Origin of the sequence: Halomonas sp. PAMB 3264, from assembly GCF_031954245.1 — a bacterium.
Classification (GTDB): domain Bacteria; phylum Pseudomonadota; class Gammaproteobacteria; order Pseudomonadales; family Halomonadaceae; genus Vreelandella.
In genome coordinates this window covers 3,204,124-3,230,552 of sequence record NZ_CP134866.1, presented here as the reverse complement: position 1 = coordinate 3,230,552, position 26,429 = coordinate 3,204,124, and the positions used below count along the sequence as shown (strand labels likewise).

General features: G+C 59.4%; 24 protein-coding genes. 13 read left to right on the top strand and 11 right to left on the bottom strand.

Features of this window, described 5'->3' with window-relative positions:
* Positions 1–38: 38 nt before the first annotated feature.
* Complete coding sequence (locus RN347_RS14615; RefSeq protein WP_311958719.1) at positions 39–1,004, bottom strand: GntR family transcriptional regulator; 966 nt, start codon at positions 1,002–1,004, stop codon at positions 39–41.
* 43 nt (positions 1,005–1,047) lie between these two features.
* The gene (locus tag RN347_RS14610) at positions 1,048–2,577 is read right to left on the bottom strand and encodes an altronate dehydratase family protein (protein WP_311958718.1); all 1,530 of its coding nucleotides are present in this window, start codon (positions 2,575–2,577) and stop codon (positions 1,048–1,050) included.
* 245 nt (positions 2,578–2,822) lie between these two features.
* On the opposite strand from RN347_RS14610, the gene RN347_RS14605 reads away from it, so the two are divergent.
* The 11 genes from RN347_RS14605 (at position 2,823) to RN347_RS14555 (ending at position 14,556) form a co-directional block, all read left to right on the top strand.
* Positions 2,823–3,845, top strand: coding sequence for a TRAP transporter substrate-binding protein (locus RN347_RS14605; RefSeq protein WP_311958717.1), 1,023 nt, complete (start codon positions 2,823–2,825; stop codon positions 3,843–3,845).
* A gap of 54 nt (positions 3,846–3,899) precedes the next feature.
* Positions 3,900–4,403: a TRAP transporter small permease gene (locus RN347_RS14600; RefSeq protein WP_311958716.1), complete on the top strand. Its 504-nt coding sequence runs from the start codon at positions 3,900–3,902 to the stop codon at positions 4,401–4,403.
* A 9-nt stretch (positions 4,404–4,412) separates the two neighbouring features.
* On the top strand, positions 4,413–5,675 hold the full coding sequence (locus RN347_RS14595) for a TRAP transporter large permease (RefSeq protein ID WP_311958715.1): 1,263 nt from the start codon (positions 4,413–4,415) through the stop codon (positions 5,673–5,675).
* A gap of 7 nt (positions 5,676–5,682) precedes the next feature.
* The gene (araD1, locus tag RN347_RS14590; protein ID WP_311958714.1) at positions 5,683–6,687 is read left to right on the top strand and encodes an AraD1 family protein; all 1,005 of its coding nucleotides are present in this window, start codon (positions 5,683–5,685) and stop codon (positions 6,685–6,687) included.
* A 64-nt stretch (positions 6,688–6,751) separates the two neighbouring features.
* Positions 6,752–8,335, top strand: a complete 1,584-nt coding sequence (locus RN347_RS14585) for an aldehyde dehydrogenase (NADP(+)) (RefSeq protein WP_311958713.1) — start codon at positions 6,752–6,754, stop codon at positions 8,333–8,335.
* Between the two features lie 145 nt (positions 8,336–8,480).
* Positions 8,481–9,614, top strand: a complete 1,134-nt coding sequence (locus RN347_RS14580) for an iron-containing alcohol dehydrogenase (RefSeq protein WP_311958712.1) — start codon at positions 8,481–8,483, stop codon at positions 9,612–9,614.
* Between the two features lie 104 nt (positions 9,615–9,718).
* Positions 9,719–10,705, top strand: a complete 987-nt coding sequence (locus RN347_RS14575; RefSeq protein ID WP_311958711.1) for a tripartite tricarboxylate transporter substrate binding protein — start codon at positions 9,719–9,721, stop codon at positions 10,703–10,705.
* A 34-nt stretch (positions 10,706–10,739) separates the two neighbouring features.
* Positions 10,740–11,537 (top strand): HpcH/HpaI aldolase/citrate lyase family protein, encoded by a 798-nt coding sequence (locus RN347_RS14570; protein ID WP_311958710.1) that lies wholly within the window; start codon positions 10,740–10,742, stop codon positions 11,535–11,537.
* A 47-nt stretch (positions 11,538–11,584) separates the two neighbouring features.
* The gene (locus RN347_RS14565) at positions 11,585–12,565 is read left to right on the top strand and encodes a tripartite tricarboxylate transporter substrate binding protein (protein WP_311958709.1); all 981 of its coding nucleotides are present in this window, start codon (positions 11,585–11,587) and stop codon (positions 12,563–12,565) included.
* Positions 12,566–12,574: 9 nt separating this feature from the next.
* Complete coding sequence (locus RN347_RS14560) at positions 12,575–13,063, top strand: tripartite tricarboxylate transporter TctB family protein (protein ID WP_311958708.1); 489 nt, start codon at positions 12,575–12,577, stop codon at positions 13,061–13,063.
* Positions 13,064–13,071: 8 nt separating this feature from the next.
* Entirely contained in the window at positions 13,072–14,556 is a 1,485-nt protein-coding gene (locus RN347_RS14555; protein WP_409365783.1) for a tripartite tricarboxylate transporter permease, read from the top strand.
* A 58-nt stretch (positions 14,557–14,614) separates the two neighbouring features.
* On the opposite strand, the gene RN347_RS14550 is transcribed toward RN347_RS14555, so the two are convergent.
* The 8 genes from RN347_RS14550 to ltnD form a co-directional block, all read right to left on the bottom strand.
* Positions 14,615–15,532: an NAD(P)-dependent oxidoreductase gene (locus RN347_RS14550; RefSeq protein ID WP_311958706.1), complete on the bottom strand. Its 918-nt coding sequence runs from the start codon at positions 15,530–15,532 to the stop codon at positions 14,615–14,617.
* 54 nt (positions 15,533–15,586) lie between these two features.
* Positions 15,587–17,047, bottom strand: a complete 1,461-nt coding sequence (locus RN347_RS14545; RefSeq protein ID WP_311958705.1) for an aldehyde dehydrogenase family protein — start codon at positions 17,045–17,047, stop codon at positions 15,587–15,589.
* Positions 17,048–17,055: 8 nt separating this feature from the next.
* Complete coding sequence (locus RN347_RS14540; protein WP_311958704.1) at positions 17,056–18,330, bottom strand: TRAP transporter large permease; 1,275 nt, start codon at positions 18,328–18,330, stop codon at positions 17,056–17,058.
* Entirely contained in the window at positions 18,327–18,890 is a 564-nt protein-coding gene (locus tag RN347_RS14535) for a TRAP transporter small permease (RefSeq protein ID WP_311958703.1), read from the bottom strand. The genes RN347_RS14540 and RN347_RS14535 overlap by 4 nt, the downstream gene beginning before the upstream one ends.
* A 57-nt stretch (positions 18,891–18,947) precedes the next feature.
* On the bottom strand, positions 18,948–19,949 hold the full coding sequence (locus tag RN347_RS14530; RefSeq protein WP_311958702.1) for a TRAP transporter substrate-binding protein: 1,002 nt from the start codon (positions 19,947–19,949) through the stop codon (positions 18,948–18,950).
* A gap of 115 nt (positions 19,950–20,064) precedes the next feature.
* Positions 20,065–21,027, bottom strand: coding sequence for a D-erythronate dehydrogenase (gene denD / locus RN347_RS14525; RefSeq protein ID WP_311958701.1), 963 nt, complete (start codon positions 21,025–21,027; stop codon positions 20,065–20,067).
* 73 nt (positions 21,028–21,100) lie between these two features.
* Positions 21,101–21,895, bottom strand: coding sequence for a 2-oxo-tetronate isomerase (gene otnI / locus RN347_RS14520; RefSeq protein ID WP_311958700.1), 795 nt, complete (start codon positions 21,893–21,895; stop codon positions 21,101–21,103).
* A 73-nt stretch (positions 21,896–21,968) separates the two neighbouring features.
* Positions 21,969–22,838, bottom strand: coding sequence for an L-threonate dehydrogenase (ltnD, locus tag RN347_RS14515; protein WP_311960856.1), 870 nt, complete (start codon positions 22,836–22,838; stop codon positions 21,969–21,971).
* Positions 22,839–23,026: 188 nt separating this feature from the next.
* Between ltnD and RN347_RS14510 the strand changes: the two genes are divergently transcribed.
* A complete protein-coding gene (locus RN347_RS14510; protein WP_311958699.1) occupies positions 23,027–24,061 on the top strand; it encodes a LacI family DNA-binding transcriptional regulator in 1,035 nt (344 codons plus the stop codon).
* Between the two features lie 41 nt (positions 24,062–24,102).
* Here the strand turns inward: RN347_RS14510 and RN347_RS14505 are convergent, their stop codons facing one another.
* Positions 24,103–25,047, bottom strand: coding sequence for a LysR substrate-binding domain-containing protein (locus RN347_RS14505; protein WP_311958698.1), 945 nt, complete (start codon positions 25,045–25,047; stop codon positions 24,103–24,105).
* Positions 25,048–25,201: 154 nt separating this feature from the next.
* Between RN347_RS14505 and RN347_RS14500 the strand changes: the two genes are divergently transcribed.
* Positions 25,202–26,428, top strand: a complete 1,227-nt coding sequence (locus RN347_RS14500; protein WP_311958697.1) for an aldose epimerase family protein — start codon at positions 25,202–25,204, stop codon at positions 26,426–26,428.
* The last annotated feature ends 1 nt before the right edge of the window (position 26,429 follow it).

Here is a 26,429-nt window from a genome sequence, read left to right as displayed (position 1 = left end):
AACGCTGCGTGTATCAGATGAGCAGCGTCAACCGAGTATCAACGCAGATAAACGGGTATCTCGATCTCGCCGGACTCGCGAAAATTGATCAGGCGTGTAAGTACCTTGGATTCCGAACGCTTCAGGTGGCTCGCCAGGGCCTTGCCCGCCAGCACCGGTTGTTGCTGGCGCATTTTTTCAAATATCCATAGATGCTCGTCGAAGAAGGGGTCCTGGTCGGGAAGCTTGAGCACTCGGCCGAGCAGGTGCTTGCTGACCAGCAGGATGGGGTGCGTGCGCCGGAGCATGTTCATGACCTCCTGGTTATCCCCCAGGCTTACAGCGCTATGGTGAAGGTCATTCTCCAGCTCATCCAGCAGCTCGCCTTCGATATCGGGGTAGCTTCGGGCCGCATGCTCGAGTCTTTCGATATAACGGTCGATCGTGCTTTCAGGCATGTTCCTGGCGGCCCGTTCAATCATGTAGGGCTCGAGCTGGCGACGCGCTTCATAAAGGTTGTGCAGTCGCCGGTCATCCAGCGGCACCACGCTCCAGCTATTGTATTTCGTCTTCTCGACCAAGCCGATCGACTGCAGGTAGAGAAGAATCTGATGGGTGACCGTGCGGCTGACCTTCAGTGACTTGGAGAGCTTGAGTTCATTGAGTTCGAAAGCACCCTTGATCGAACACAGGACGACATCATGCTCCACGCTATCGATATGGGCCCGCCAGGACACGGTGCGATCGACCCAGGGCGCGTCGCCTGACTGCTTGAAGTCACGCTCGCTGAGTGGGCGCCGCACGATATCGCCTGGCGATGCGCCGACAAGATAGCCGCGCCCCTCGAAACGGCATATATACCGCTCCTCATGCAGCTGACTCAGCGTTTGGCGCACGGGCGATCGGCTAATGCCAAAGAGGGTGGCGATGTTGCCTTCGAGCAGCACCAGTCCAGGTTCGAGGCGCTTTTCGACGATACTCTGCTTGAGCGCCGTGTAAAGCTGATCGCGCAGCGTTCTTGTCATGGGTAACCATTGGTCATAATCAGTCGATTGGTTTCGTGAACGATCAAGTGACGGCGCCTACAAGCCAAGGGACGAACTCGTTGTTACCGTAACCAAGCGACTCGCTGGCACTCATGTCGCCCGAGGCGATGGCGATGATGCGCTCGAAAATCTGTTCGCCAACACGCTCCACGCTGTCGGTTCCGTCAACGATGACACCGCAGTTGATATCCATGTCCTCGTGCATCTTCTCATACATGGCGGTATTGGTTGCCAGCTTGAGACAAGGGGCGGGCTTGAAACCCGACACCGAGCCTCGGCCCGTCGTAAAGCAGACCACGTTGGACCCCGAGGCTATCTGGCCTGTCACGGAAATAGGGTCGTACCCGGGGCTATCCATGAAGTTGAACCCGCGCGTCGAGATCTTCTCCGCGTAGAGCAGGACATCGTTGAGACTCGACGTGCCCCCCTTGGCAACCGCGCCCAGCGACTTTTCAAGAATCGTGGAGAGCCCGCCGGCCTTGTTGCCCGGGGAAGGGTTGTTGTTCAACTCGGCCCCGTTTATCTCGGTGTAATGTTTCCACCAGCTGATGCGATCGAGCAGTTTTTGTGCGACGTTTTCGTCGATGGCGCGATCGATCAGCAGGTTTTCAGCCCCGTAGATCTCCGGGGTTTCGGCGAGTATGACGCTGCCCCCGTGCTGTACGATCAAATCCGCCGCATGGCCAAGCGCCGGGTTTGCGGTAATGCCCGAGTAGCCATCCGACCCCCCGCACTGTAGTGCAACGACCAGGTGCTCGAGAGAGGCGGGTGTGCGTTCTTGCTGACCGTGCCGGGCGGCCATTTCCAGAAGGTGACTGCAGGCTGTCTTGATGCTGCTGCGGGTCCCGCCGGCATCCTGAATGTTGAAGTAGGCCAGTCGCGAAGCATCTTCAAGCCCCTTTCTCTTGACGAGTGTCTTGACCTGATTGGTTTCACAGCCCAGGCCAATGATCAGCACAAACGCGAAGTTGGGATGCTGGGCATAACCCGCGATGACGCGCTCGAGAAAGTCGAAGCCTTCCGAGTCGGTGTTCATGGCACAGCCCGAGCCATGGGTGATGGCGACAACGCCATCGAACCCCATCTTGTCCAGCTCGCCGGACCGGTTGAGCTCATCTGCTGCGGCCTTGGCCACGGTGGCCGAGCAGTTGACGGTGGAAAGAATGCCGATGTAGTTGCGCGTACCCACGCCGCCGTCCGAGCGCTGAAACCCCTGAAAGGTGCGGGTGTGACTGGCCGTGTCGGTTCTTGGGTGCGCCTTGAAATCGTCCAGCGACGAATCGAGCTCGATCATGGTGAGGTTATGGGTATGCACATGCTCGCCAGGCTGTATATCCCGCGCGGCAAGCCCTATCAACTGACCATACTTGAAGACGGCCTCGCCCTGTTGAATGGCGGCAAGCGCCACTTTGTGGCCCGCATCGATATTTTCCCGAGCCGGCGTGCCGTCCTTGTCGATCGGAATGCCTTGGGGAACCGCTTTCGAGGCAACGCCCACGTTGTCCCGCGAATTGAGATGAATGATTACGGAGGGGGAGTTGATGAGATCCATCGTGTACCTCGAGCTGATGTCAGGGCTTTCAATGCACGGGGTAGGCGCAATCTAAAAGCGGTCATAGTGGATGCACTCTAGCAAGCGGGCGGTGCACGTCGATTAGACTATCGTCCTATATAATGATCATTGAACGCAATGTTCATTTGCTCTAGATTGCTTCCATGCACCAAGCACGCCATAACCAGGCAAGCTGAATCGCCTATAACAAGGCTTGCTCATATTAAATAAAAAAGGAGTGATCCATGGCTTCACTAACCAAGAACCTGCGCTTTCTAGGAATGACTCTTTGCGTGGGCGGGGTGCTGGGGGGCGTGTCTACAGCTAACGCGGCCACCACCTTGCGACTTGCCCATACCTTCAACCCGGGTGAGGCGAGCTACGAGCTGTTTGCAAAACTGCCTGAGCTGGTCGAAGAGCGTACTGATGGTGAGGTACGTATTCAGGTCTTCCCAAGCGAGCAGCTTGGCTCTGAAGTACAGCTTCTTCAACAGGCGAGCAACGGGTCGGTGGACATTGTCGTCCCCGGTTATTCAGGCGCCAGCACGCTGGTACCCGCCCTCGAAATATCGAATGCGCCCTTCATGTTTCAAAGCTGGGACGAAGCGCGTCATATTCTGGAAGGAGACGCCTACCAGCCGATCTTCGATGAGCTGGATGAGCAATACGGTCTACAGCCGCTGGCTAAATCCTGGTACTGGGGGTGGCGCAACTTCACCTTCAAAGGCGCCGACGTTCACTCGATTGACGATATGGCGGGCTTGAAAATACGCGTGCCGGAATCCCCCGCCTGGGTTGAAATGATCAATGCCTTCGGCGCATCGGCAACACCCATTCCGTTCAGTGAGGTTTACCTGGCGCTTCAGCAGGGCACCGTCGATGGACAGGAAAACCCTATCCCCACTATCTACGCGCGCAAGTTCTTCGAGGTTCAAGACCAGCTTGTCATGAGCCGCCATATGCTTCAAAGCCAGGTAGTGCTGATCAACAGCAATCGCTTCAATTCGCTCGACAGCGATCAACAGGAAGCGCTCAAGGAGATCATGGCCGAACTCGCCGATGAAAACTACGCCATGCAAAGCGCGCGCGAAGAGCAAATGCTCCAAGAGATGAAGGATTCAGGCTTGATCGACGTGGTGGACGATATCGACCGCGCGCCTTTCGAGCAGGCGGCACAAAATGCCTACGATAACCTGACAAGTCGTTGGGGCGAAGAGCATTTTCAGCGCGTACTGGATGCTGTGGAAAGCTATCGCCAGCAAGACTGATGACGTGATGCCCCGTCATACAAGGACGGGGCTGAAAACTCTAAAGGCATTGTTATGAAATCAGTGTTACTGCGTCTTGATTCGCAACTCCTGACGGTGGAAAAGTGGTTGGCCGGTTCGCTGCTGGGAGCCATGGCCTTGTTACTCGTGGCAGGGGTGTTTTTTCGGTATGTGCTGGGAACGCCGTTTGTCTGGAGTGAAAGCGTTTCGAGGCTCTTGATCGTTTGGCTCACGTTCATCGGAAGCAGTATCGCGTTTGCCGAGAAAAAGCATATCACCGTGGACTCCATTCTCTACTTTTTGCCCGGCATGGTGAGGCCCGTGATCAGGATGTGCATCTTTGCTCTGGTGGCGGTAACGCTTGGCTACATGACCTATCTGGGTTACCTGTACTGTCTGAGTGTCTCTCGTAACACGTCCCCCATGCTGGGTATTTCACTCGTCTATTTTTCGATGGCCATGCCGATCACCTTTTTTATTGGGCTTTTACACATCTTCGTCAACGTCTTTCTAAAGCGTGACTTTCTGGTCTTCGAATCAGCGTTGGATGAAATATAGGTTCTCACTATGCTAGCCGCGATCGTTCTACTTCTATTTGTACTGATCCTGTTGGGTATGCCGATTGCCGTCGCCATGATGGGAGCCTCCATCGTCGCGATTCTTGCACTGGACATTCCCATGAATGTCCTGGCGCAACGAGTTTCCTCGGGTGTCGAGTCGTTTCCCTTGCTGGCCATTCCGCTATTCATGCTGGCGGGTGGCATCATGAACAAAAGCGGCATCAGCGAGCGGCTGTTCGGTTTTTGTCGATCATTGGTTGGCCATCTGCGAGGGGGGCTTGCGCACGTGAACGTCCTGTCGAGCGTGCTGATGGCCGGTATATCCGGCTCTTCGCTTGCCGACTGTGCGGCAACGACCCGCGTGATGGTGCCGCAGATGGAAAAGCACGGTTACGACCGTGGATTTTCGGTCGCACTCACCACCTCGTCCGCCACGCTCTCCCCGATCATTCCTCCGTCGATCCTGATGGTGGTCTACGGATGGCAGGCCAATATCTCGATCGGCGATCTGTTTCTTGCGGGTATTCTGCCCGGATTGTTGATCGCTTTTTGCCTGACGCTTCTGATTACGCTGATCAGTATCATCAAGCAGTACCCCAAGGATGAGCGCTTCAACAAGCAAAGGCTTTATTCAAGCGCTAAAACCGCGGCCTGGGCCTTGCTGATGCCGATCATCATTATCGTAGGGTTCCGGCTAGGCGTGTTTACCGTTACCGAAGTGGCCGCCATCGCCGTGGCGTACTCCTTCGTGGTAGGCAAGTACGTCTACAAATCATTGGGCTGGCGCGACATGGGTGAGCTTCTGGTGTCAACGGCACGAGAGGCGGCGTCCATTTTGATCATTATCGCTGCCTCGGCGCCCTTGGCCTGGTCTTTGAGTATTCTGCAGGCGCCTCAGGAGGTCGTGGGCTGGATCACGGGCCTGACAGACAACCCTTGGGCTGTGCTGCTTTTGTTGAATGTCGCGCTTCTGGCGATTGGAATGTTCATGGAGACCATCGCGATCATCATCGTGCTGGTGCCCATTCTGATTCCTCTGCTTAATTCCCTGGACATCAATCTGGTCCATTTCGGCATCATCATGCTCTTCAATCTGCTTATCGGCCAGATTACCCCGCCGTTGGGTGTTCTGATGTTTGTCAGCTGCAATATCGCCAAACTGGGTACCCTACAGTTTCTGCGATCATCGGCCCCTTTCTTTCTTACCCTGCTAATCGCCTTGCTGTTGGTGACGTACGTACCCTGGCTATCGCTTGCATTAATTCGTTGAGGTTCCCATGAAAAATAATATCCATGTTGTTCAGATTCGCTCCGAAAACGGCGCTGTCATTGCCGCCCAGGTGAAAGGAGAAAGGCTGCAACCGCTTTCGGCTTCGCTTTACGACCTGGCGCTGGTGGCGGCCAACGAAGGTCGCTCGTTGAGCGATGTGCTAGAGGCATCCGCCGCCGGCGAGACGCTCGACTACAACGAAATGATCGAGGCCGGCCGGTTGCTGGCACCGATTACCCATCCAGACCCTGCCCACCTGCTGCTTACCGGTACCGGGCTTACGCATCTGGGCAGTGCCGCACCACGCAACAAGATGCACGGCAAGGAAGGTGAGAAGAGCGGTCCTGAGAAAACCATTACCGACACCCAGCGCATCTTCGATTGGGGCGTAGAGGGAGGCAAACCGGTGGGCGGCGGCCCAGGCGTACAGCCCGAATGGTTCTACAAGGGAACGGGCCATACGCTTCGCGCGCCGTACCAGGATATTCAGATGCCTGCCTTTGCGCTGGATGGCGGCGAAGAAGCTGAGCTTGCGGGCGTTTATATCGTCAATGCTCAAGGCCGGGTGTTTCGGATCGGCTATGCGTTGAGCAACGAGTTTTCCGATCACGTCACGGAAAAGCAGAACTACCTGTATCTGGCTCATTCGAAGCTGCGCGATGCCAGCATCGGCCCCGAGATCGTCATCGGTGAGCTGCCCGAGGAAGTCCGCGGTAACGTTTCGATTCATCGTGACGGCTCGGTCGTGTGGCAGCACGCGTTTGCAAGTGGCGAACAGCATATGTGCCACTCGATCGAAAACCTCGAGCATCACCACTTCAAGTACGCAACGTTTCGCGTTCCCGGGCAGCTCCACGTGCATTTCTTCGGCGCTGCGATCTTGAGCTTCGCCGACGCCGTGAAGCTTCAGCATGGCGATGAAATGCGCATCGAATGCAATCTGATGACCAGGCCATTGATCAACCGTATCAAAGTGATGCCGGAAGAGAGCGTTGGTGTAACGGCCTTGTAAGAGGAAAACGGCACGGCGGAACAGAGGCACGATCATCTTGACTCACAAGGGTAGTAATGACGCTATGAGTTCACTTAAAGGCCAGTCGCTGATCGGCCAGCAATGGATAGATGGCACGCGCAAGGAGATCCGTGCCATCAACCCGGCAACGGGGGACACGCTGGATCCTGCCTACAAGGGCTGCTCTGAGGCGGACGTGGAAAAGGCCAGCGAGCTTGCCCATTCGGCCTTCGATCGCTATCGGGAAACCTCGCTCGACGCGCGGGCAGCATTTCTGGAAACCATCGCTGGCGAAATCGAAGCGTTGGGAGATGTGCTGATCGAGCGCGCCATGGCGGAAAGCGGCCTTGCACGCGCCCGCCTGGAAGGTGAGCGTGGACGCACCTGCGGCCAACTGCGTCTATTCGCCGGTGTCGTTCGCTCGGGTGAGTGGCTCGATGTGCGTATCGACCCTTCATTGCCGGACCGCCAGCCGCTGCCTCGCGCCGATCTTCGCCAGCGCCACATCGCAGTCGGGCCCGTTGCGGTCTTCGGGGCGAGCAATTTTCCGTTGGCCTTTAGCGTGGCGGGCGGTGATACCGCCTCGGCCCTGGCGGCCGGCTGTCCCGTGATCGTCAAGGCTCACTCCGCGCACCCCGGCACCTCGGAGCTTGTGGGCCAAGCCTTACAGAAAGCGATTTCCCGGTGCCAGCTTCCAGAAGGTGTCTTCTCCTTGCTGTTTGGATCGGGTCGGGAGGTTGGTCAAGCGCTGGTTGCTGATCCGAATATTCAGGCCGTAGGCTTTATGGGATCACGAGCAGGCGGCATGGCGCTGCTGGCGACCGCCCAGTCAAGACCACAGCCGATTCCCGTTTACGCCGAAATGAGCTCGATCAACCCGGTGTTCGTACTTCCAGAGGCGCTCAGCGCTCGCGCCAAGGCATTGGGGGAAGGGTTTATCGGCTCGCTCAATATGGGGGCCGGCCAATTCTGTACCAATCCGGGGCTGGTCATTGCGGTGAAAGGCGATAGTCTGGACATGTTCATCGAAGCGGCAAGAGCCGCGGTAAAAGAAAGCGCTGCGCAAACGATGCTGACGCCGGGTATCCATCAGGCTTACGAGGAAGGGGTATCGCAATTGAGCGATAACGCCCGAGAGATCGCGCGCGGTACGCTTGGTAAGGCGGGCTATCAATGCCAGACAGCGCTCTACGTTACATCAGCTACCGATTTCCTGCGCAGCGAAGCGCTTCAGGAAGAGGTGTTCGGCGCCGCTTCCTTGATTATCGAATGCAGCGATGAACGCGAGATGCAACTTATTGCCAGGCAGCTGGAAGGACAGCTGACGGCTACTCTACAGATTGAGGAGGGCGACATGGAAGCCGCGCGTGCCCTGCTGCCAACACTTGAGCAGAAAGTCGGGCGCATTCTGGTCAACGGCTGGCCGACCGGTGTTGAAGTATGTCACGCGATGGTTCATGGCGGCCCGTTCCCGGCCACATCGGACACCCGTACGACCTCGGTAGGAAGCGCAGCGATTCATCGCTTCCTGCGACCGGTGTGCTATCAGGACCTGCCAGAGGCGCTGTTGCCCGAAGCGCTAAAAGACGGCAATCCGTTGAAGGTGAGCCGGCTGGTGGATGGCAAGCGAGAATGCGACGACGTATAAGATGTTTTGTGCTGCCAAGGCCTTTCAAAAAAACGTTTTGGCAGCCTTGAAATAAGTCAATAAATTGTTGTCATGACATCATGCTGTATGACACCTTATGAAGACGTTACTTGGTTCACACTATAAATAATAATGAGAAGCAAGAATGCCCTATATAATCAATTACCTGACGAAGATACAGTTCGGCGAGAACGCGGTTGACGAACTCTCTAGTGAACTCGAACTGCTCAAGGTGAAAAAGCCGCTTTTCGTGACCGACAGGGGCTTGAGCGCGACTGGCCTCATTGACCGTGTTATCTCCTCGGCAAGGCTTGACCACGATGCATGCGTTTTCGACGAAACCCCTGCCAACCCGACGGAGGCAGCGGTTGAGCAGGCGCTAACCTTTCTGCGTGACAATGCCTGTGATGGCATCGTGGCCGTGGGCGGCGGTTCCAGTATCGATCTGGCCAAGGCGGTCGCACTACTCTTCGGCCATCCTGTTCCGCTTCGCCAATATGCGGCGATTGAAGGCGGCGCTGCAAAAATCACCACCGATGTGATGCCACTGATCGCCATACCCACCACGGCGGGCACCGGCAGCGAAGTGGGTAGAGCCTCACTGATTACGATGAAGGACAACCGCAAACTCGGTTTTCTTTCGCCCTACCTGATCCCCTCGGTGGCTATCTGCGATCCTTGCCTAACGCTCGGGCTGCCGCCTTTTCTGACTGCTGCTACGGGCATGGACGCGATTGCCCATTGCGTGGAGACCTTCCTGAGCCCAAAAGTCAATCCGCCGGCTGAAGCCATTGCGCTCGATGGCCTGGTGCGCGCCAGTCGCTCCCTTGTCGAAGCCGTCGAGAACGGTGAAAACCTGACCGCGAGAACCGACATGATGATGGCGGCCCTCGAAGGCGCCATGGCGTTTCAGAAAGGGCTTGGTGCCGTGCACTCCCTGTCGCATGCACTCGGTGGGGTGCACGAATTGAAACTTCACCACGGCACGCTCAACGCGGTCTTGATGCCGACCGTTATTCGCTTCAACCAGCCCGAGTGCGAAGAGAAATACACGCGGCTCAAGGAGGCCATGGGGCTCGCCCCCGACGACGATCTGGCCGCTGCCTTTGAAAAGCTCAATGTCACACTGGGGATGCCGGCCAACCTGCGGGAAATGGGGGTCACTGAAGCCCATCTCGAGCCGCTCGCTCAGTGGGCGTTGGAGGATCATTCAACGGCCACCAATCCGCGCGTGCCGTCCAGGGAAGACTTCCAGCGCATGCTGGAGGACGCCTTCTAATACAACATTTTGACCGCGCCGCACGTCATACGGGCGCGGGGTAGGCTCAAGCCGTTTCAAACAACAACCACAACAGCGCAAACTTCACCGAAAGGATACCTGCCATGACAACGCCAAACCGCTCACTGAATGTACTGATCGCTTCCTCGCTCGCCGTCGCCATGGCGGCAGCTTCCGGCTCGGCGCTCGCGGATTACCCGGATCGTCCTCTCACGCTGATCGTTCCCTGGGCTGCAGGTGGTGGCACTGACGCCACGGCGCGCACCATCGCACGCGCCCTGGAAGAGCAGTTGGGGCAGAACGTCAACGTGGTCAACCGCACTGGCGGTAGCGGCGTTGTCGGTCACACCACTATGATCAACGCTCGCCCGGATGGCTACACCATTGGCTTGGCCACCGGCGAGGTCAACATGATGCACTGGCTGGGCCTGACCAATCTGACGTTCGAGGATTTTACGCCTATCGCCCAGGTCAACTACGACTTTCCGGGCATCCAGGTCGCCGCCGACTCCCCATATGACTCTCTCGAGGAACTGCTCGAGGCGATCCGCACCGAGCCAAAAGGCACCTTTACCGCTTCGGGCACCGGTCAGGGTGGCGTGTGGCACTTGGCGTTCGCCGGCTTTTTGATGGACCAGGGGATCGATGCGGATCAGGTGACATGGATTCCGAGTGAAGGCGCGGCGCCAGCGATGACCGAGCTGGTCTCCGGCGGTATCGATATCGTCCCAAGTTCAGTGCCGGAAGCGCGTTCGATGATTGAGGCGGGTCGCGTCAAGAGCTTCGCGGTCATGTCGCCGGAGCGCATTCCGAGCTTCCCCGATATCCCGACCACTCAGGAGCTGATCGGCAGTAACTACCAGGTGGGTGAGTGGCGCGGTATTGCCGGACCCAAGGGCATGGACCCCGAGGTCGTCGCGACCCTCGAGGCCGCGCTCGAAGCCGCCTACGAAAGCGATACCTACCAGGACTTCATGCAGCAACAGGGCTTTGGTACCGAGTGGCGCGATGCCGAGGCGTTCGGTCAGTTGATGCAAGAGATGGATGGCGTGTTCGGCGATATCGTCGAGCAGGTCGGACTAGCCAACTGATCGAACGGTATGACGACGGGCGAGGAGCGTTGATATGCAAGTACCCACGAACACCTTCAAGCGTGCGCTGGAAAGCGATGTCCCTCTCTGGGGGTGTTGGGCCGGCTTTGCCAGCGGCTACGCCACTGAAATCATTGCCGGTACCGGCTTCGACTGGCTGCTGATCGATGGCGAACATGCGCCCAATACGCTGCCGACTATTCTTTCCCAGCTGCAGGCCGTCGCTGCCTATCCGACGGCGCCGGTGGTGCGCAGCGTCAACCACGACCCGGCGCTAATCAAACAGCTTCTGGACATCGGCACGCAAACGCTGATGGTGCCCATGGTCGAAAGCGCCGAGCAAGCGGCGGCGCTGGTGCGTGCGACGCGCTACCCGCCCCACGGCATTCGCGGGGTCGGTGGCGGGGTGGTGCGTGCCACGCGCTGGGATGGAGTAGATGATTATCTGAACAAGGCCTCCGACTCGCTTTGCCTGATCGTTCAGGTCGAGTCGCCAAAGGGTGTCGAGCAGGTCGAAGCGATCGCTGTGACCGAGGGCGTGGACGCGGTATTCATCGGCCCGGCGGATCTTTCGGTGGGTATGGGGTATCCCGGCAATCCGGGCCACCCGGAGGTGCAGGACGCAATTCGCCGCGTCATCGATACGGTCAAGGCGGCGGGCAAGCCAGTAGGTATTCTGGCCCCGATGGAAGAGGATGCGCGGCGCTACCAAGCGCTGGGCTGCCAGTTCATCGCCGTTGGCATCGATATCAGCCTGATGCGCCAAGGGGCGCTTTCCACCATCGGCTTGTACAAGGAACGGCCCGCCGAGCGTCCCTCAAGAACCTATTGATACTCATACCCATAATCATGAACAACAAAACGGTACAGGAGTTCGCAATGAAAAAGCTCACTATTGGACGCAAGGCACTGTGCTCTTCGATGCTATTAACGGCGCTGCTGGCAACCACGGCTCAAGCGGATTATCCGGAGCGGCCGCTTACCTTGATCGTTCCCTGGGCGGCGGGTGGCGGCACCGACGCCACAGCGCGCACCATCGCGCGGGCGCTCGAAGAGGAATTGGGTCAGAACGTCAACGTAGTCAATCGCACCGGCGGTAGCGGCGTCGTCGGCCACACTGCCATGATCAACGCAGCGCCGGATGGCTATACGCTAGGGCTGGCCACCGTTGAAGTGAATACCATGCACTGGCTGGGCCTGACGGATCTCACCCATGAGGACTTCACGCCGATCGGGCAGATCAACTACGACCCGCCCGGTATCCAAGTGGCCGCCGATTCACCCTATGAGAATCTGAACGATCTACTCGAGGCCATTCGCAGCGCCCCTCAGGGCAGCTTCACCACCTCGGGCACCGGGCAGGGCGGCATCTGGCATCTCGCCTTCACCGGCTTCTTGCTGGATCAGGACATTCCTGTCGACCAGATCGTCTGGATTCCCAGCGAAGGCTCGGCGCCGGCGATGACGGAGCTGGCCTCCGGCGGTATTGAGGCGGTGTCGACGTCGGTGCCCGAAGCGCGATCGATGATCGAGGCTGGTCGGGTGAGAAGTCTGGCAGTCATGGCGCCGGAGCGGCTCGCGGCATTTCCCGATATTCCCACTACGCGTGAACTGGTGGACAGTACCTATCAAGTCGGTGCGTGGCGCGGCATCGTCGGCCCTCAGGGCATGGACGAGGAAGTCGTGGCCACGCTCGAAGCCGCGCTCCAGGCCGCTTACCAAAGCGATACTTACCAGGACTTCATGTCCCAGCGCGGCTTTGGCACCGAGTGGCGCGACGCAGAAGCGTTTGGCCAGATGATGCAGGAAATGGACGGCGTGCTGGGTGAGATCGTCGAACAAGTTGGCCTGGCCAACTAAGGAGACCTCATGCGGGATTTATTTGCCGGGCTGGCGTTTTTCGTTACCGGCGTCGCCACCATCATTACGGCCCAACAGTTTCCTACCCTGCCAAGCCTGCAATATGGGCCATCACTGTTCCCCTCCATCGTAGGAGGGGGATTTTGTCTCGGTGGGGCGGCACTGGCTTTCAACGCGCTACTGGCAAGGCGGCAACTTGCGCTGGCGCGCGGGCCCGGTGATGAGCTGCCTCCTGCCGCGCAGAGGATGCGGTGGACCATGGTGTTGCCGCCGCTGGCCGTGGTTTTTTATATCGTCGCTAGCGACTATCTGGGCGCGGCACTCACCATGGCGCTGATCATGCTCACGCTCATGTTGGTACGCAAAACTGCGCCGCTGATCGCACTTGCCGCATCGACCCTGGTGGCCCTTGCGATCTACTTCGTCTTTTCGCGGTATCTGCTCATTCCGCTGCCACACGGTGCGCTGTTCGAAGGAGGGCTATCGTGGATATTTTGATCAATGGCATGGGCCTGGTGCTCAACGTCGAAACGCTGATGGTCATCTTCCTCGCCTCGCTGTTCGGTATCTTCGTTGGCGCCGTACCTGGGCTGACGGCGACCATGGCGGTGGCGCTGCTGGTGCCCTTGACCTTTTACATGGATACGATTCCGGCCATTGCCGCGATCGTAACGACTTCAGCGATGGCGATCTTCGCTGGCGACATTCCAGGTACCTACCTCAACATTCCGGGCACGCCGGCTTCCGCTGCCTACGTCGGGGAGTCTCATGCACTGGCCAAAAAAGGCCGGGCTAGAGAGGCGCTGGGAATCAACCTGGTCTGCTCGGTGTTCGGTGGTATTTTCGGCACCATCATCCTGATCGTGGTGGCACAGTCGCTGGCGGAAGTGGCGCTTCAGTTCAGCGCCTTCGAGTACTTCTGGCTAGCGGTACTGGGCTTGAGCTGCTCCATCTTCATTTCCATTGGCTCGCGCATCAAGGCGTTTCTATCGCTTTTGTTCGGCGTACTGCTGTCGACCGTGGGGCTCGACATGATGAGTGGCGCGCCGCGTTTTACCTTCGGCGTGCCGGACCTGATGGCCGGAATCAATTTCATCCCGGTCATGATCGGCATGTTCGCGCTCAATGAGTTGATCAGCTACTACGGCTCACGTTCGGAGAAGAAGAACATCGGGATCGATGACAGCGACAGTGTCTTTCGCCAAGTGCCCAAACACTTGAAGCGTTACTGGCGCAACATGGTGCGAGGAAGCTCCATCGGTACCTTGATTGGCGCGCTGCCGGGGGCTGGCGCAGATATCGCCGCCTGGATCTCTTACGGGGTCGGTAAGGGGCGCTCGAAAGAGAAGGAGAAGTACGGCACCGGCAACGTCGAGGGGATCGTCGATGCCAGCTCCGCTAACAACTCCGGTATCAGCGGCGCTTGGGTGCCCGCGCTGGTCTTCGGTATCCCGGGGGACTCGATTACCGCGATCGTGATCGGCGTGCTCTACATGAAAGGCATGAACCCGGGGCCCACCATCTTCATGGACAGCACCGGTATGATCTACGCGCTGTTTCTGGTGTTCATCGTCGCCAACCTGATGATGCTGCCGGTAGGCTATGCTGCCATTCGCCTCTCGAAGCTCTTCATCCTCACGCCCAGCCGCATCCTCATGCCGGTCATCCTGTGCTTTTGTATCGTTGGCGCCTTCGCTATTAACAACAGCGTCGTGGATATCTGGCTGATGCTGATCGTGGGTCTGGTGGCTTATCTGCTGGCAGTGAACGACTTTCCCATGGCGCCGGCGATTCTGGGGTTAGTGCTGGGTAAAGTGGTGGAGAACAACTTCATGAGCTCCATGCTGCGCACCGGCGGTGACCTGACCAGCTTCTTTTCCAGGCCAATTAGCGCCGGACTCGGGGTGGCCGTGATTCTTTTGTGGTGCTCGCCGCTGTTGATCAAGGTGTATCGCCACTATCGCACAAGGAGCGCACCGGCCGCGCCCTAATCGCCCATGATCCAAGGCGCCGCGAGTTCAGTACTCGCGGCGCCTTGCCGTTTGTAGATCACCGCGCATTTGAAGCTGGCCAGACCTTGCGGCCACGCAACTCGAGCAGGCCGATCAACTCCGGCACCGCCATGGCCTGATCCTCGACACTGGCATACAGTGACGCTACGGCGCTGGCCACGCCTTGCGGGGTATCGAGCTCATCGGTCATGGCGTGGTAATAGCCCAGGTCCTTGTGCGCGTTGGCCACGCTGAAACGAAAGCCGCTGGGGTCGTTGGACTCGATGAATGGGCGCAGCCGCTCCAGCACCACGCCGCCGCCACCGCCCTTGGCCAGTACTTCCAGAAAGGCGTTATCGTCGATACCGGCGCGGCGTGACGCCGCGGTGGCCTCGGCCAGTACGGCGGAAAATCCAAGTGAAACGTAGTTGTGTAGCAGCTTGAGGGTGTGGCCAGCACCGACCGGGCCGGCGTGGGTAATGACCTCGGCAAAGCTTTCCAGCAGCGGCCTCAGTCGATCGAAATGTGCGCTCGATGCGCCGACAATGAGGTTCAATCGGCCCTGTTCGGCCTCCTTGGGCGTGCGCGTCATGGCGGCATCGACTAAATGCGCGCCTACTTGCTCGACGCGGGCGGCAACGCTTGCAGTGGAACTGGGTAACGACGTCGAGCAGTCGATCACGATGGCGTTTGGGGCCAAGCCCTCCAGAACGCCTTCCGGGTCGAACAATACGGCTTCAACCTGCGGGGAGCCGGTCACGCAGAGTACGATGATCTGCGCTTTTTCGGCCACCTCGCGGGCGCTGTCGCAGGATACTGCGCCCGCTGCCAGCAGATCTTCTACTGGCTGGTTACCCGGATGGTCGAGAAAGGCCAGTGCATAGCCGGCCTTGAGAATGTTTTTGGCAATGCCGTGGCCCATTAAACCGACGCCCACTATACCGATACGCTGTTCCGATCGAGCCATGTCACTCATGAACAAGATTCCTGTGTTTTTATTAAAGCCAGGTTGCACCACTTTACGCTGTCCTTAACCGTGGCGAAGAGCAACGGTCTTTATGCGTGTATAGCTACGCAGCCCCTCGAATCCCTTCTCGCGGCCGAATCCCGAGCGCCCGACCCCGCCGAACGGCAGCTCGATACCGCCGCCGGCGCCGTAGTTGTTGATGAAGACCTGGCCGCTTCGAATACCCTTGGCCAGACGGAGCTGACGACCGCCGTCCTCGGTCCAGATACCGGCGCAGAGGCCGAAATCGGTGGCGTTGGCCAAGCGCAGTGCCTGGGCTTCGTCGTCGAAGGCCTGCACCGCCAGTACCGGACCGAAGAGCTCCTCGCGCAACACGGTGTGGTCATCGGGAATATCGGTGAGCAGGTGCGGCACGACGAAATGGCCCGCGGGCGAGGCGCGCTCATCGAGACGCCCCTTGGCCGCCACGCGAATACCGTCGGCTTCGGCCTGGGCTAGCCGTTCGTCGAGTCGAGCTTTCTGGCGTGCATTGATCAAGGGGCCGCAGTCGGCATCCTCTTCGCCCGACGCACAGCGCAGCGTCGAAAAGCGCTCGACGAGGCGCACGATAAAGACGTTAGATACGCCCCGCTGCACCAGTAGGCGGCTACCTGCCGAGCAGGTCTGTCCTGCGTTCTGGATGATACCGCGCACGACCGCATCAAACGCGCTATCCAGGTCGGCGTCGTCGAACACGATTTGTGGCGACTTGCCGCCCAGCTCCAGGGTGACGGGCACGTGATGTTCGGCGGCTGCTCGGGCCACTTGGGTGCCGGTTTCCGGCGAACCGGTGAACGAGAGATGATCAATGGCCGGATGCGCGGCCAGGACCGCGCCCGCCTCGCGACCAAGCCCCGGTACCACGTTGAGTACGCCGGGCGGCAAGCCGCTATCGACGGCGAGTTTCGCCAGGCTCAGCACGCTCAGGCAAGCGTCTTCGGCGGGTTTGAGCACCACGGTATTGCCGGTGGCCAGCGCCGCGGCCACGCAGCGGCCGAAAATCTGTGCCGGGTAGTTCCAGGGAATGATCTGCGCACACACGCCGTAGGGTTCACGCAGGGTCAAAACGGTGTAGCCCTCTTCAAAAGGCAGGGTTTCGCCGTGAAGCTTATCGGCGCCGCCGGCGTAAAAGCGAAAGTAGTGCGCGCAGGCCTTGATGTCCGCTCGCGCTTGAATCAGCGGTTTGCCAGTATCCAGACATTCCAGCGCGGAAAGGTTTTCGTGGTGCGCTTCAATAGCCTCGGCAAAGGCGTAAAGCCAGGCGCTTCGTTGGCGTGCGCTCCATTGCGACCACTCGCCCAATTCGCCGGTAAAAGCGCGCTTGGCGGTGGTGACTGCCTCGTCAACATGCTCGGCGCCGCTGCGGGCGATCCGCGCGATAGTTTCGGCACGGGCGGGCGCTTCGACCTCCAGGGTGGCGCCGGTATCGATCCATTGATTGCCAATCAGCGCCGCTTGCGGTGGAAATTCGGGTAGATTCTTCATAATTATCCTTAGCTATAAAGCAGGTTAACAAGGCCCATCGAAATCCAGGGCATATAAGTAATCGCCATCAGACACGCCAGCACCACCAGCACGAATCGCAAAAGCCAGGGCAGCATCTGATCGATGGAGATTCTTGCCACCGCGCAGGCGGCAAACAGGTTCACCCCAAGCGGCGGGGTGATCATGCCTAGTGCCAGGTTCACCACCATGATCAGCCCAAAATGGACCGGATGAACGCCGAATTGAATCGCGATCGGAGTGAGTATGGGGGCCAGTACCAGGATGGCCGCGCCAGTTTCGATGAACATGCCGACTACGAGGAGCAGGGCGTTAACCGCGAGTAAAAACGCCCAGGGGCTTTCGAACATCGCCGTGACACCACCCGCCACTTGGGCCGGAAGCCCGGAGCGGCTGATTAGAAAGCTGAACAGCGCCGCTGCCGAAATGATCAACATGACTGCCGCTGTCGAAATGACGCTCTGGCGCAGAACGGACAATAGATCGTTGAGTTTGAGTTCCCGGTAGCAGGCGCCGACGACCAGGGCGTAAAACACCGCCACCGCCGAGGCTTCGGTGGGCGTGAAGACGCCGCCATAAATGCCGCCGATGACCACGACCGGCATCAGAATGGCCGCCCAGGCGCGCTGAAAGGCGGTGACGAATCGGGTACGGTCCTGGCTATCCTGCAGGCCGTAACCGCGCAGCTTGCAGAACACGTAGAGAAACACCAGTAACGCCAGCCCGATCAGAAGCCCCGGGCCGATACCCGCAATGAAGAGTTGGCCAATCGAGGTATTGGTGCTCACCCCGAACAGGATCAAGGGAATCGAGGGGGGAATCAGCACTCCAAGCTCCGCCGACGACGCCTGAATGGAAGCGGCCAAGGGTTTGGGATAGCCGTGTCTCACCATGGCGGGAATCAATATCGCGCCAATAGCGAAGGTGGTCGCCACACTCGAGCCGGAAACAGCGGCAAACATCATACAGGTCAGCACACAGGTCATGGCGAGCCCGCCCTGCACGCCGCCCACGATCGACTTGGCTAGATCCACCAGACGGTTGGAGATACCGCCGGCGGCCATAAGGTTGCCCGCCAGAATGAAAAATGGAATGGCCATCAGCGGGAAGTTGTCGAGCCCCACGAACAGCTGCTGCGGCACCATGACCAAGGGGAAGCGCGAGAAAAACTCGATACCGATGATCGAGGCCAGCATGATCGAGATCGCGATCGGGACGCCGGTAGCGAACAGGATCAGAAGCGACAGTCCGATGGCAAGATTCATGAGCGAGACTCTTCGTGGGACGCAGGGCGCACTGGTTGAGCGCTACTCTGCTCGACGGCCTCGTCGTGGACTGGCCCCAACGGTTCGAGTCCAAAACTCTGGGCGAGTAGCCGGGCGATCACCGCTAGCATGGCGAAAGCGCTGCCCACGGGAATGGCCGCGTAGGCCCAGGACATCGATACCTCCAGCGCGGACAGCATCTGGTTGCTGACGCGCTGAGTCATCTGGATGCCGTAAATCAGCAGCACCGCCAGTACCAGCAGACAGCAAAGCCCGATGAACCACTCCAGCGCCAGCAGGGCGCGCTTGGGTACAAGCTTGTAGATGACCTCAACCGCCATCATAAAACCACCGCGAAAGGTGGCCGCGGCGGCCATGAACACGCACCAGATCATCGTTGCGCGCGACAGCGTCTCCGACCAGGTCGACGGCGCGTTGAAGAGAAACCGCGTAAGGACTTGATAGAACCCCAGCGACACCGACACGATCAACATCGCGATCGCCACCGTCAGCGCCAGCCGATTCAGCACCTGCTCAAGGCGTAGAAACCAGGACACCATGCACCACCCCATCCGCCAGGTAAGTGAAAACGTGGCGCCGAAGCGCCACGATCAGACTCAGCAGTCGCTGTTGCGAATACGCTCGAGCATGTCGTCGCCATACTGTTCGACGAATTCGGCATTCACCTCTTCAATGGCGCTCTGGAACGGGGCGGGGTCAACGCCGTCAGTCACTGTCATGCCGTTTTCCTGAAGAAACGCCACGCCCTCTTCCTCCAGGCGCGAAACCTCGGCACGCGTGGCCTCGGCCGCCGCTTGGGCGGCTTCGTCGAACCAGGCGCGCTGTTCGTCGCTAAGCCCATCGATTAGCACCGGTGAGCCGAGTACGATAGCGGGGGAGTAGACATGGCCTGTCAGCGACAGCTGATCCTGAACCTCATAAAGATTGGCCGCTATGATGACCGTCAGAGGGTTCTCCTGGCCGTCGACGGTGCCCTGTTGAAGAGCGGTGAAGAGCTCCGGCATCGCCATTGGCGTGGGGCTTGCGCCGAGGTCTTCGAACGCCTGCTGATGAATGCGATTTTCCATGGTGCGGATCTTCAGCCCGCGCACGTCCTCGGGGGATTCGATGGCGCGACGGCTATTGGTGATGTGGCGAAAGCCGTTCTCCGCCCAGGCAAGCCCGACCAGATCGTGTTCATTCATCTTGTCGAGCAGTTCCTGGCCGATCTCGCCGTCGAGCACGCAGCGGGCCTGGTCGTAGCTGGTGAACAGAAACGGCAGATCAAGCACGTAGGTTTCCGGTACGAAGTTGCCTAAAGGCCCCGTCGAGGTGATGACTACGTCGACAGTGCCGATCTGAAGTCCCTCGATCATGGCCCGTTCGCCGCCGAGCGAGCCGCTGGGGTGGTCGGTCACGGTAAACTCACCGTCGGATAGGCGCTCGAGCGTTTCCTTGAACGCTCGGGAGCCGGCGCCGTAGTGAGAATCGCTGGAAATGGCGTAGCCCACGCTGACTTCCATAGCCGCTTGGGCTTGGAAGGCGAAACCTGCCAGGACCAGCGTGTTCACCGCGCCAACGGCGGTGGAAAGAGGAGATTTTGCGAAACGAAGGGTCATGATACTGCTCCTTTATTGTCGTTGTTACCGGGCTGTATTGATGTCATTCGTCGTGATGGATAGGGCCTGTAAGCGGTAGGCCCCGTTGGGTTCGCCTGCAGCTGGCGAATGCTGCTCAGCAGTACTCGGCCACGTAGGCCTCGAGTATTTCCTTGAAGTTGCGATCGCCCACAAAGCCGAGCCGCTCGGCTTTTTGCGGGGTGAAGCGCGCGGGCCAGCTCGCCACCAGCGGTGCGATGCGTGGGTCGGGCTCATGACGGACTCGCGCAACGGCCTCGGCGCCCGCCGTTTCCTGCAGGGCTTCGAGCATCTCGGTCACGTCGGTGGTGATGCCCGGCAGAATGAGCGCGCGAAACGCGCCCAGCGCCTCGGATGAAAGCTCTGCTCCGTGAATCAGCGCCTTGATCACTCGGGCAGGCGACATCACGAACATCGCCTGCTCGCGAGGAACCGGACAGATCGCCTTTTGCTGATTCAGGGGCTCGCGCAGAATGCTGGAAGCGAAGCTCGACGCCGCCGCGTTTGGCCGCCCCGGTCGCACCACGATGGTCGGCAGGCGCAGCACGCGGCCGTCGATCAGCCCGCGGCGGCTATAGTCGTTGATGATCAGCTCGCACATCGCTTTCTGAGTGCCGTAGGAGGTTTGCGGCTGCAGCGCGGTCATATCGTCCAGCACCTCCGGCAGCTCCCCACCATAAACGGCCACGGAGCTCGCCATGACCAAGCGGGTCTCGCTCAGATGGTGGGCTCGACACCCCTCCAGCAAGGCGCGCGTAGCATCGAAGTTGACCGCCATACCCAAGTCCAGGTCGGCCTCGGCGGCGGCGCTGACCACCGCCGCTAGATGAAATATCGCGTCAGGGCGCTGCTCGAGGAGCGTGTCGAATGCGTTCGGTGCGCTGATGTCGATGGCATGGCTTTCAAGTGAAATGTCCGGCGTTTCGGACGTCTCGGCTCGGCTCTGGTCGACCAGTGTTATGCGCGTGATCGGCTGATCGCAAAGCGTCTGGCGCTGAAGCAGCTGGTGGAGAAGCCGCTGGCCGAGAAATCCGGCGGCCCCCGTGATCAGAATGTGCATGTTGGGCATATCCTCGTCGTATTGTCGTTTGTTGGTTTTTTAGACGATTCACTGTCGCTCGACCCGTGTTGGGTCACGGCGCGAGGCCGTACTCACGCCCCCAGCCAAGCCCTTCGCGTGTCGCCCCGGCAGGCCGATACTCACAGCTGATCCAGCCGTCATAGCCCAACGCCTCGAGCCTTTCGAACAGGGCCGGGTAGTGGATCTCGCCGATATCGGGCTCATGGCGCTGGGGGGCGCCGGCTATCTGTACGTGGCCGATTGCTTCGAACTGACGCTCCAGATGGCGTATCAGGTCACCCTCCATGATTTGGCAGTGATAAAGATCGAACTGAAGCTTGAGGTTGGGCGCCTCGACCTGCTTCAGCAGATTCATCGCCTGCGCCTGACGCGACAGAAAGTAGTTCGGCATGTCGCGGCTATTGATAGGCTCGATCAGCAGCGTTCGGTTCAGTTTCGCCGCCTCACTGGCGGCGTAGCGCAGATTGCGCAGATATGTGGCTTCATGCTCGGCGCGGGTCGATGCATCGGCTTGATCGGGTAGCACGCCCGCCATGGCGTGGATTTGCGGGCAGTCCAACGCTTCGGCGTACTGCAGGGCCTGAATGACCGAGTCGCGAAACTCGGCCTCGCGTCCGGGAAGGCTGCCAAGCCCGCGTTCACCCGCCTCCCAATCCCCCGGCGGCAGGTTGAATAGCACTTGCGCCAGCTGCGCTTGTTCGAGGGCGTCAGCTAGCTCCCGTGCGCTATAAGCATAGGGAAACAGGTATTCGACGCCCTTGAACCCGGCCTCGGCTGCGGCCGAAAACCGGTCCATAAACGCATGCTCGTTGAACATCATGCTGAGATTGGCAGCTAGTCGAATCATGGTGTCGTGATACCTTTCGTTCTAATTCGTCGAATCCGGCTTGGTATTCGTGGTGGACGTATGGTCAATCACCTTAAGAGTCGTTGGCAGCACTCGGAAGAGAAATACCGGAGAGCGCCTTGTATACCTTGATGACCGCGGCATCGTCCTCGCGACCAAACCCCGCCCCGCTTGCTGCCATGAACTGCTGCAGCGCGCTCGCGGCTACCGGGGTCGCCATCGACAGCTCACGCCCGGTTTGGTGTACGAGATCGAGGTCCTTGACGAAGATATCGACCGCCGAGAGCGGCGTGTAGTCGCCACTGAGAATGTGTGGAACGCGATTCTCAAACATCCAGGAGTTACCCGCCGAGTGGGTGATCACCTCGTAAACGACCTCGGGATCGAGGCCCATTCGAATCCCAAACGCTACGGCTTCGGCGGCGGTGGCGATATGCACGCCTGCCAGCAGCTGGTTGACGAGCTTCATGCTCGAACCGATACCGGGAGCGTCTCCCAAACGGTAAACGTGCGCCGCCATGGCATCGAGTACGGGCTGTGCCTGGGCGAAGGCTTCGGGCTCACCGGAGGCCATGACCGAAAGCTCACCGCTTTTCGCCTTGGCCGCGCCGCCGCTGATTGGAGTATCGAGCATGCCCACCCCGTGCGACGCCAAGCGCGCGTGCAGCGCCTTGGCTTGGCTTGGGGCAATCGTGGCGCATTGAAGGATCAGGCTACCCTGGGCCAGCGTTGAGGCTAGCCCTTGTTCACCAAACAGCACCTGTTCAACCTGATGACCGTTGATAACCACCGTCAACACGATATCGCAGCCGTGCAGTTCGGCGGGATTCGAGGCGCTGGTGCCGCCCAGGGCGATAAATGCCGTACGCGCCGAAGCGTTGATATCGCAGCCGGTGACATCGAAGCCGCTTTGGCGAAGGTTCTCGGCAATGCCAAGGCCCATGGCGCCAAGGCCAATGACGCCGACGCGGGCCGGGCGTTGTCGTTGCGTGCTCACTTGGCGTTACCTCTGTCTTGTTGTTATGACTGCTTCGATGAATCACTCGAGAAAAGCGCTCATGATAGCGCTACCATTACGTTCTAGATGACCCTTCACTCAGCGACAAGTCGAACTATCAGGATATGTGACTAATGTCTAAAGCCGATTTCGATGCGATCAAATCGCGCCGTCGCTCCAATCAGGTGACGCTTGGGCAGGTGGCCAAAGCCGCTGGAGTGTCGCCGATGACAGTGTCGCGAGCGCTGAATCACCCTGATAAGGTTAGCGACCAAACGCGTCACAACGTGCTGGAAAGTGTGAAGCGCTTGGGGTATGTGCCCAACCTGGTCGCCGGAAGCCTCGCTTCTTCACGCTCTTCGTTGATCGCCGTGATCGTGCCTTCTCTGAGCAATAGTGTCTTCGTCGAAGTCATCAAGGGTCTACAGGACACTCTGGAGAACGAAGGCTATCAACTGCTGCTGGGTAACACTGACTACGACCTGGATCGCGAGTATGAGTTGGTGCGCACCTTCATGGGGTGGTCCTGCTCGGCGCTGATCATGGCAGGGCTACGCCATAGCGAGGCGTGCCATACGCTGCTGGCGAACGCTCGCCAACCGATCATGGAGGTCATGGAGCTGGGGGCGAGTCTCGATCTCAACGTCGGTCTGGACCATACCGCGGCGGGTCGCTGCATGGCGCATCACCTCGTCGACCGGGGCTATCGGCACATCGTCTATGTTGGCGCGCGGCTCTCCGACGACTATCGAGCGCTCATGCGCTATCAGGGACACCGCGAGATTCTCGAACGTAGCGGCCTCGAGGCGCCGCTTGTGGAGTTGGAGACACTGGGGAGTCTCGAGGCTGGCGCGTTGGGCCTGGCTCGTGTGTTAAGCGAGTACCCCGCGACGCAGGCGATCCATTTTGCCAACGACGATCTCGGTGCTGGCGCGCTGCTTGCGGCTCAGCGCCAAGGGCTACGGGTTCCGGAAGATATCGCCATTGCCGGGTTCAACGGCTTGGCGCTTGGTCAGCACATCACGCCCCGTCTCACGACGATCGTCTCACCGCGCCAAGCGATGGGACGCTTGGCGGGCCAGGAGCTGATCCGGCGGCTCACCGGGCAGCGTGTTCACCGAAAGCGCCACGATGTGGGTTTCACCCTGCAACCGGGTGAAAGTACCTGAGCTTTGATGGCTAAACCGTACCGGTCGCCCTGGCCGAGCCGTTAATACTGGTTCTCGGCAACCAATGATCGCAGCTCGCTCATCAGCACCGCCGCCCCCGGTGAAAGTTGGCGATGACGGAGACTGACCAGCCCATAAGGCTGTACGCTCAGGCTTTCGTTGAAAGCCAGTCGGCAAAAACGCTGAGGCGTACAGAGCAGGTCAGCGGTTTCCTGAGTGATAACGGTCAGGGTATCGGACTTCGATACCAGCGCCAGCGACACCAGCAGGTCGGCAGTATCGACCACCTGGCGCGGCGGCGCGATCTGGTGGTGAAGAAACAGGCTGTCGACCCGCTGGCGCATCAGCGCGCCGGGAGGCTGTAGCGCCCAAGGGTAGGCGGCCATGGCGCCAAGAGTCGGCGATTGTCCATTGGCCAGAGGATGCGCTGAGCGGCAGACGAAGCACAGCTCCTCCTCACCGATCTCCTCGAAGACAAAGTGCTCGATGTTGCTACCCGCCGGAACACGGGTGATGGCGAAATCGAGCTCGCCCTCCAGCAGGCGGTGCACCAGCGTCTTGCTGACATCCACATCGACACTGATCTTGAGTTCCGGGCGGTCGCGGTGAACCCGTTCGATGGCGCTGGTCAGAAGCGTCACGGCGGGGGCCATGACGGTACCCACCGCCACGGTGCCCCGATATCCATCGCGCAATGCCGCGAGCTCCTCGCCGGTATGGTTCAGGGTCGATAGCGCGCTGTGGGCCTGGCGAATCATGACCTCCCCGAACAAGTTGGGTACGAGTCCTCGTGGCTTGCGCTCGAACAGTCGTATGCCCAAGTGGGACTCCAGGTCGCTGAGCAGCTTGGAAGCGGCCGGCTGGCTGATGCCCAGCGAGTGCGCCGCCCGATGCAAGTTGCGATGCTCGTCGATCACGAGAAAGAGCTGAAAATGACGCAACTTTAGTCGAGCGTTTTGAAACCAAGCCTCGCCTGGATCTCCCATGAAACAAGCCTTCGTCGGGTTACTGATATTGATATGAGTATTGGAATTGGCTTTTTTGCATATTGGTTGGTTATGCCCCGCTTGTCTAGAGTAGACGCTGACAAGGCGAAGTCGATTTCGCCCCTGATAACAATAACCTTACCAGGAGGGTGTCATGCCCCCATTGCACGCCACTCGAGATAGGGTCGTTCCGACAATACTCTGCGCGGTGAGCACTCTGCTTTTGACGAGCACGGCCCAGGCGCAGAGCGAGACCGCCAATATGGAAACTTCAAGCCAAACCACGGCTATCGAAAAGACCTCCTTTGGGCAACTGGCCGACGGTCGCAAAGTGGATCGCTACCGGTTGACCAACGCCAATGGTGTCGAACTCGAGGTCATTAACTATGGCGGCACTATCGTGTCGCTGAAGGTGCCGGACAGCGAGGGGCATCTCGACGACGTGGTGCTCGGCTTCGACGCTCTCGATGGTTATCTCTCGGATACCTATCGGCAGGTCAACCCCTATTTCGGCGCGCTCATCGGCCGGTATGGCAACCGTATTGCCGACGGCCGTTTTGCCCTGAATGGCGAGACCTATACGCTTGCCACCAACGATGGGGGTAACCACTTGCACGGCGGTGAACAGGGGTTTGACCAAGTGCTTTGGGAGGCCGAGCCCTTCGAGAACGAGACCGGTTCGGGGCTTGCGCTGAGCTACGTCAGTGCGGATGGCGAAGAGGGCTATCCCGGCGAGCTGAGCGTCGAGGTGAGCTATACGCTCACCGATCAGAACGAGCTGATCATTGATTACAGCGCCGAAACCGATAAGGCCACCCCGGTCAACCTGACCCAGCACAGCTACTTCAATCTGGCCGGCGAGGGCCACGCGAGCATCGAAGAGCACCAGCTCATGCTCAATGCCGACACCTTCACCCCGATTGATGACACCCTGATTCCCACCGGCGAGCGGCGAGAGGTGGCAGGCACGCCCTTCGACTTCACCCGGCCCACGGCCATCGGCGAGCGTATCGATCAGGACAACGAGCAGTTGGCCTTTGGCCAGGGATACGACCATAACTTCGTAATCGATCGTGGGGATGCTGATAACGATGCGCTGGTACTGGCGGCGCGGGTGTGGGAACCGGAAAGCGGCCGAGTGCTGGAGGTCGAGACCACCGAGCCGGGCATCCAGTTCTACTCGGGTAACTTCCTCGGCGGCGAGCTGACCGGCAAGCGCGGCGAAGCCTATCAGCAGCGTTCGGGCTTTGCGCTGGAAACCCAGCATTTCCCTGATTCGCCCAATCAGGAGAGCTTTCCGAGCACGATTCTCGAGCCCGGCGAGCGCTACCACTCGCGTACCGTGCTGCGCTTCTCTACCCGGGAAAGCGACGATAGCTGAT

Excerpts from the sequence above, each read along its gene's own strand:
- ltnD (WP_311960856.1), bottom strand. The coding sequence starts at position 22,838 with ATGGGCCTTGGCATTGCCGAGAACCTTCGCCAAAGCGGCTTCGATGTC.
- RN347_RS14535 (WP_311958703.1), bottom strand. The coding sequence starts at position 18,890 with ATGGTGTCCTGGTTTCTACGCCTTGAGCAGGTGCTGAATCGGCTGGCG.
- RN347_RS14585 (WP_311958713.1), top strand. The coding sequence starts at position 6,752 with ATGAGTTCACTTAAAGGCCAGTCGCTGATCGGCCAGCAATGGATAGAT.
- RN347_RS14530 (WP_311958702.1), bottom strand. The coding sequence starts at position 19,949 with ATGACCCTTCGTTTCGCAAAATCTCCTCTTTCCACCGCCGTTGGCGCG.
- RN347_RS14500 (WP_311958697.1), top strand. The coding sequence starts at position 25,202 with ATGCCCCCATTGCACGCCACTCGAGATAGGGTCGTTCCGACAATACTC.
- araD1 (WP_311958714.1), top strand. The coding sequence starts at position 5,683 with ATGAAAAATAATATCCATGTTGTTCAGATTCGCTCCGAAAACGGCGCT.
- RN347_RS14560 (WP_311958708.1), top strand. The coding sequence starts at position 12,575 with ATGCGGGATTTATTTGCCGGGCTGGCGTTTTTCGTTACCGGCGTCGCC.
- RN347_RS14605 (WP_311958717.1), top strand. The coding sequence starts at position 2,823 with ATGGCTTCACTAACCAAGAACCTGCGCTTTCTAGGAATGACTCTTTGC.
- RN347_RS14505 (WP_311958698.1), bottom strand. The coding sequence starts at position 25,047 with ATGGGAGATCCAGGCGAGGCTTGGTTTCAAAACGCTCGACTAAAGTTG.
- RN347_RS14615 (WP_311958719.1), bottom strand. The coding sequence starts at position 1,004 with ATGACAAGAACGCTGCGCGATCAGCTTTACACGGCGCTCAAGCAGAGT.
- RN347_RS14545 (WP_311958705.1), bottom strand. The coding sequence starts at position 17,047 with ATGAAGAATCTACCCGAATTTCCACCGCAAGCGGCGCTGATTGGCAAT.
- RN347_RS14555 (WP_409365783.1), top strand. The coding sequence starts at position 13,072 with ATGGGCCTGGTGCTCAACGTCGAAACGCTGATGGTCATCTTCCTCGCC.
- RN347_RS14575 (WP_311958711.1), top strand. The coding sequence starts at position 9,719 with ATGACAACGCCAAACCGCTCACTGAATGTACTGATCGCTTCCTCGCTC.
- RN347_RS14565 (WP_311958709.1), top strand. The coding sequence starts at position 11,585 with ATGAAAAAGCTCACTATTGGACGCAAGGCACTGTGCTCTTCGATGCTA.
- RN347_RS14610 (WP_311958718.1), bottom strand. The coding sequence starts at position 2,577 with ATGGATCTCATCAACTCCCCCTCCGTAATCATTCATCTCAATTCGCGG.
- RN347_RS14600 (WP_311958716.1), top strand. The coding sequence starts at position 3,900 with ATGAAATCAGTGTTACTGCGTCTTGATTCGCAACTCCTGACGGTGGAA.
- denD (WP_311958701.1), bottom strand. The coding sequence starts at position 21,027 with ATGCACATTCTGATCACGGGGGCCGCCGGATTTCTCGGCCAGCGGCTT.
- RN347_RS14550 (WP_311958706.1), bottom strand. The coding sequence starts at position 15,532 with ATGAGTGACATGGCTCGATCGGAACAGCGTATCGGTATAGTGGGCGTC.
- otnI (WP_311958700.1), bottom strand. The coding sequence starts at position 21,895 with ATGATTCGACTAGCTGCCAATCTCAGCATGATGTTCAACGAGCATGCG.
- RN347_RS14580 (WP_311958712.1), top strand. The coding sequence starts at position 8,481 with ATGCCCTATATAATCAATTACCTGACGAAGATACAGTTCGGCGAGAAC.
- RN347_RS14510 (WP_311958699.1), top strand. The coding sequence starts at position 23,027 with ATGTCTAAAGCCGATTTCGATGCGATCAAATCGCGCCGTCGCTCCAAT.
- RN347_RS14570 (WP_311958710.1), top strand. The coding sequence starts at position 10,740 with ATGCAAGTACCCACGAACACCTTCAAGCGTGCGCTGGAAAGCGATGTC.
- RN347_RS14540 (WP_311958704.1), bottom strand. The coding sequence starts at position 18,330 with ATGAATCTTGCCATCGGACTGTCGCTTCTGATCCTGTTCGCTACCGGC.
- RN347_RS14595 (WP_311958715.1), top strand. The coding sequence starts at position 4,413 with ATGCTAGCCGCGATCGTTCTACTTCTATTTGTACTGATCCTGTTGGGT.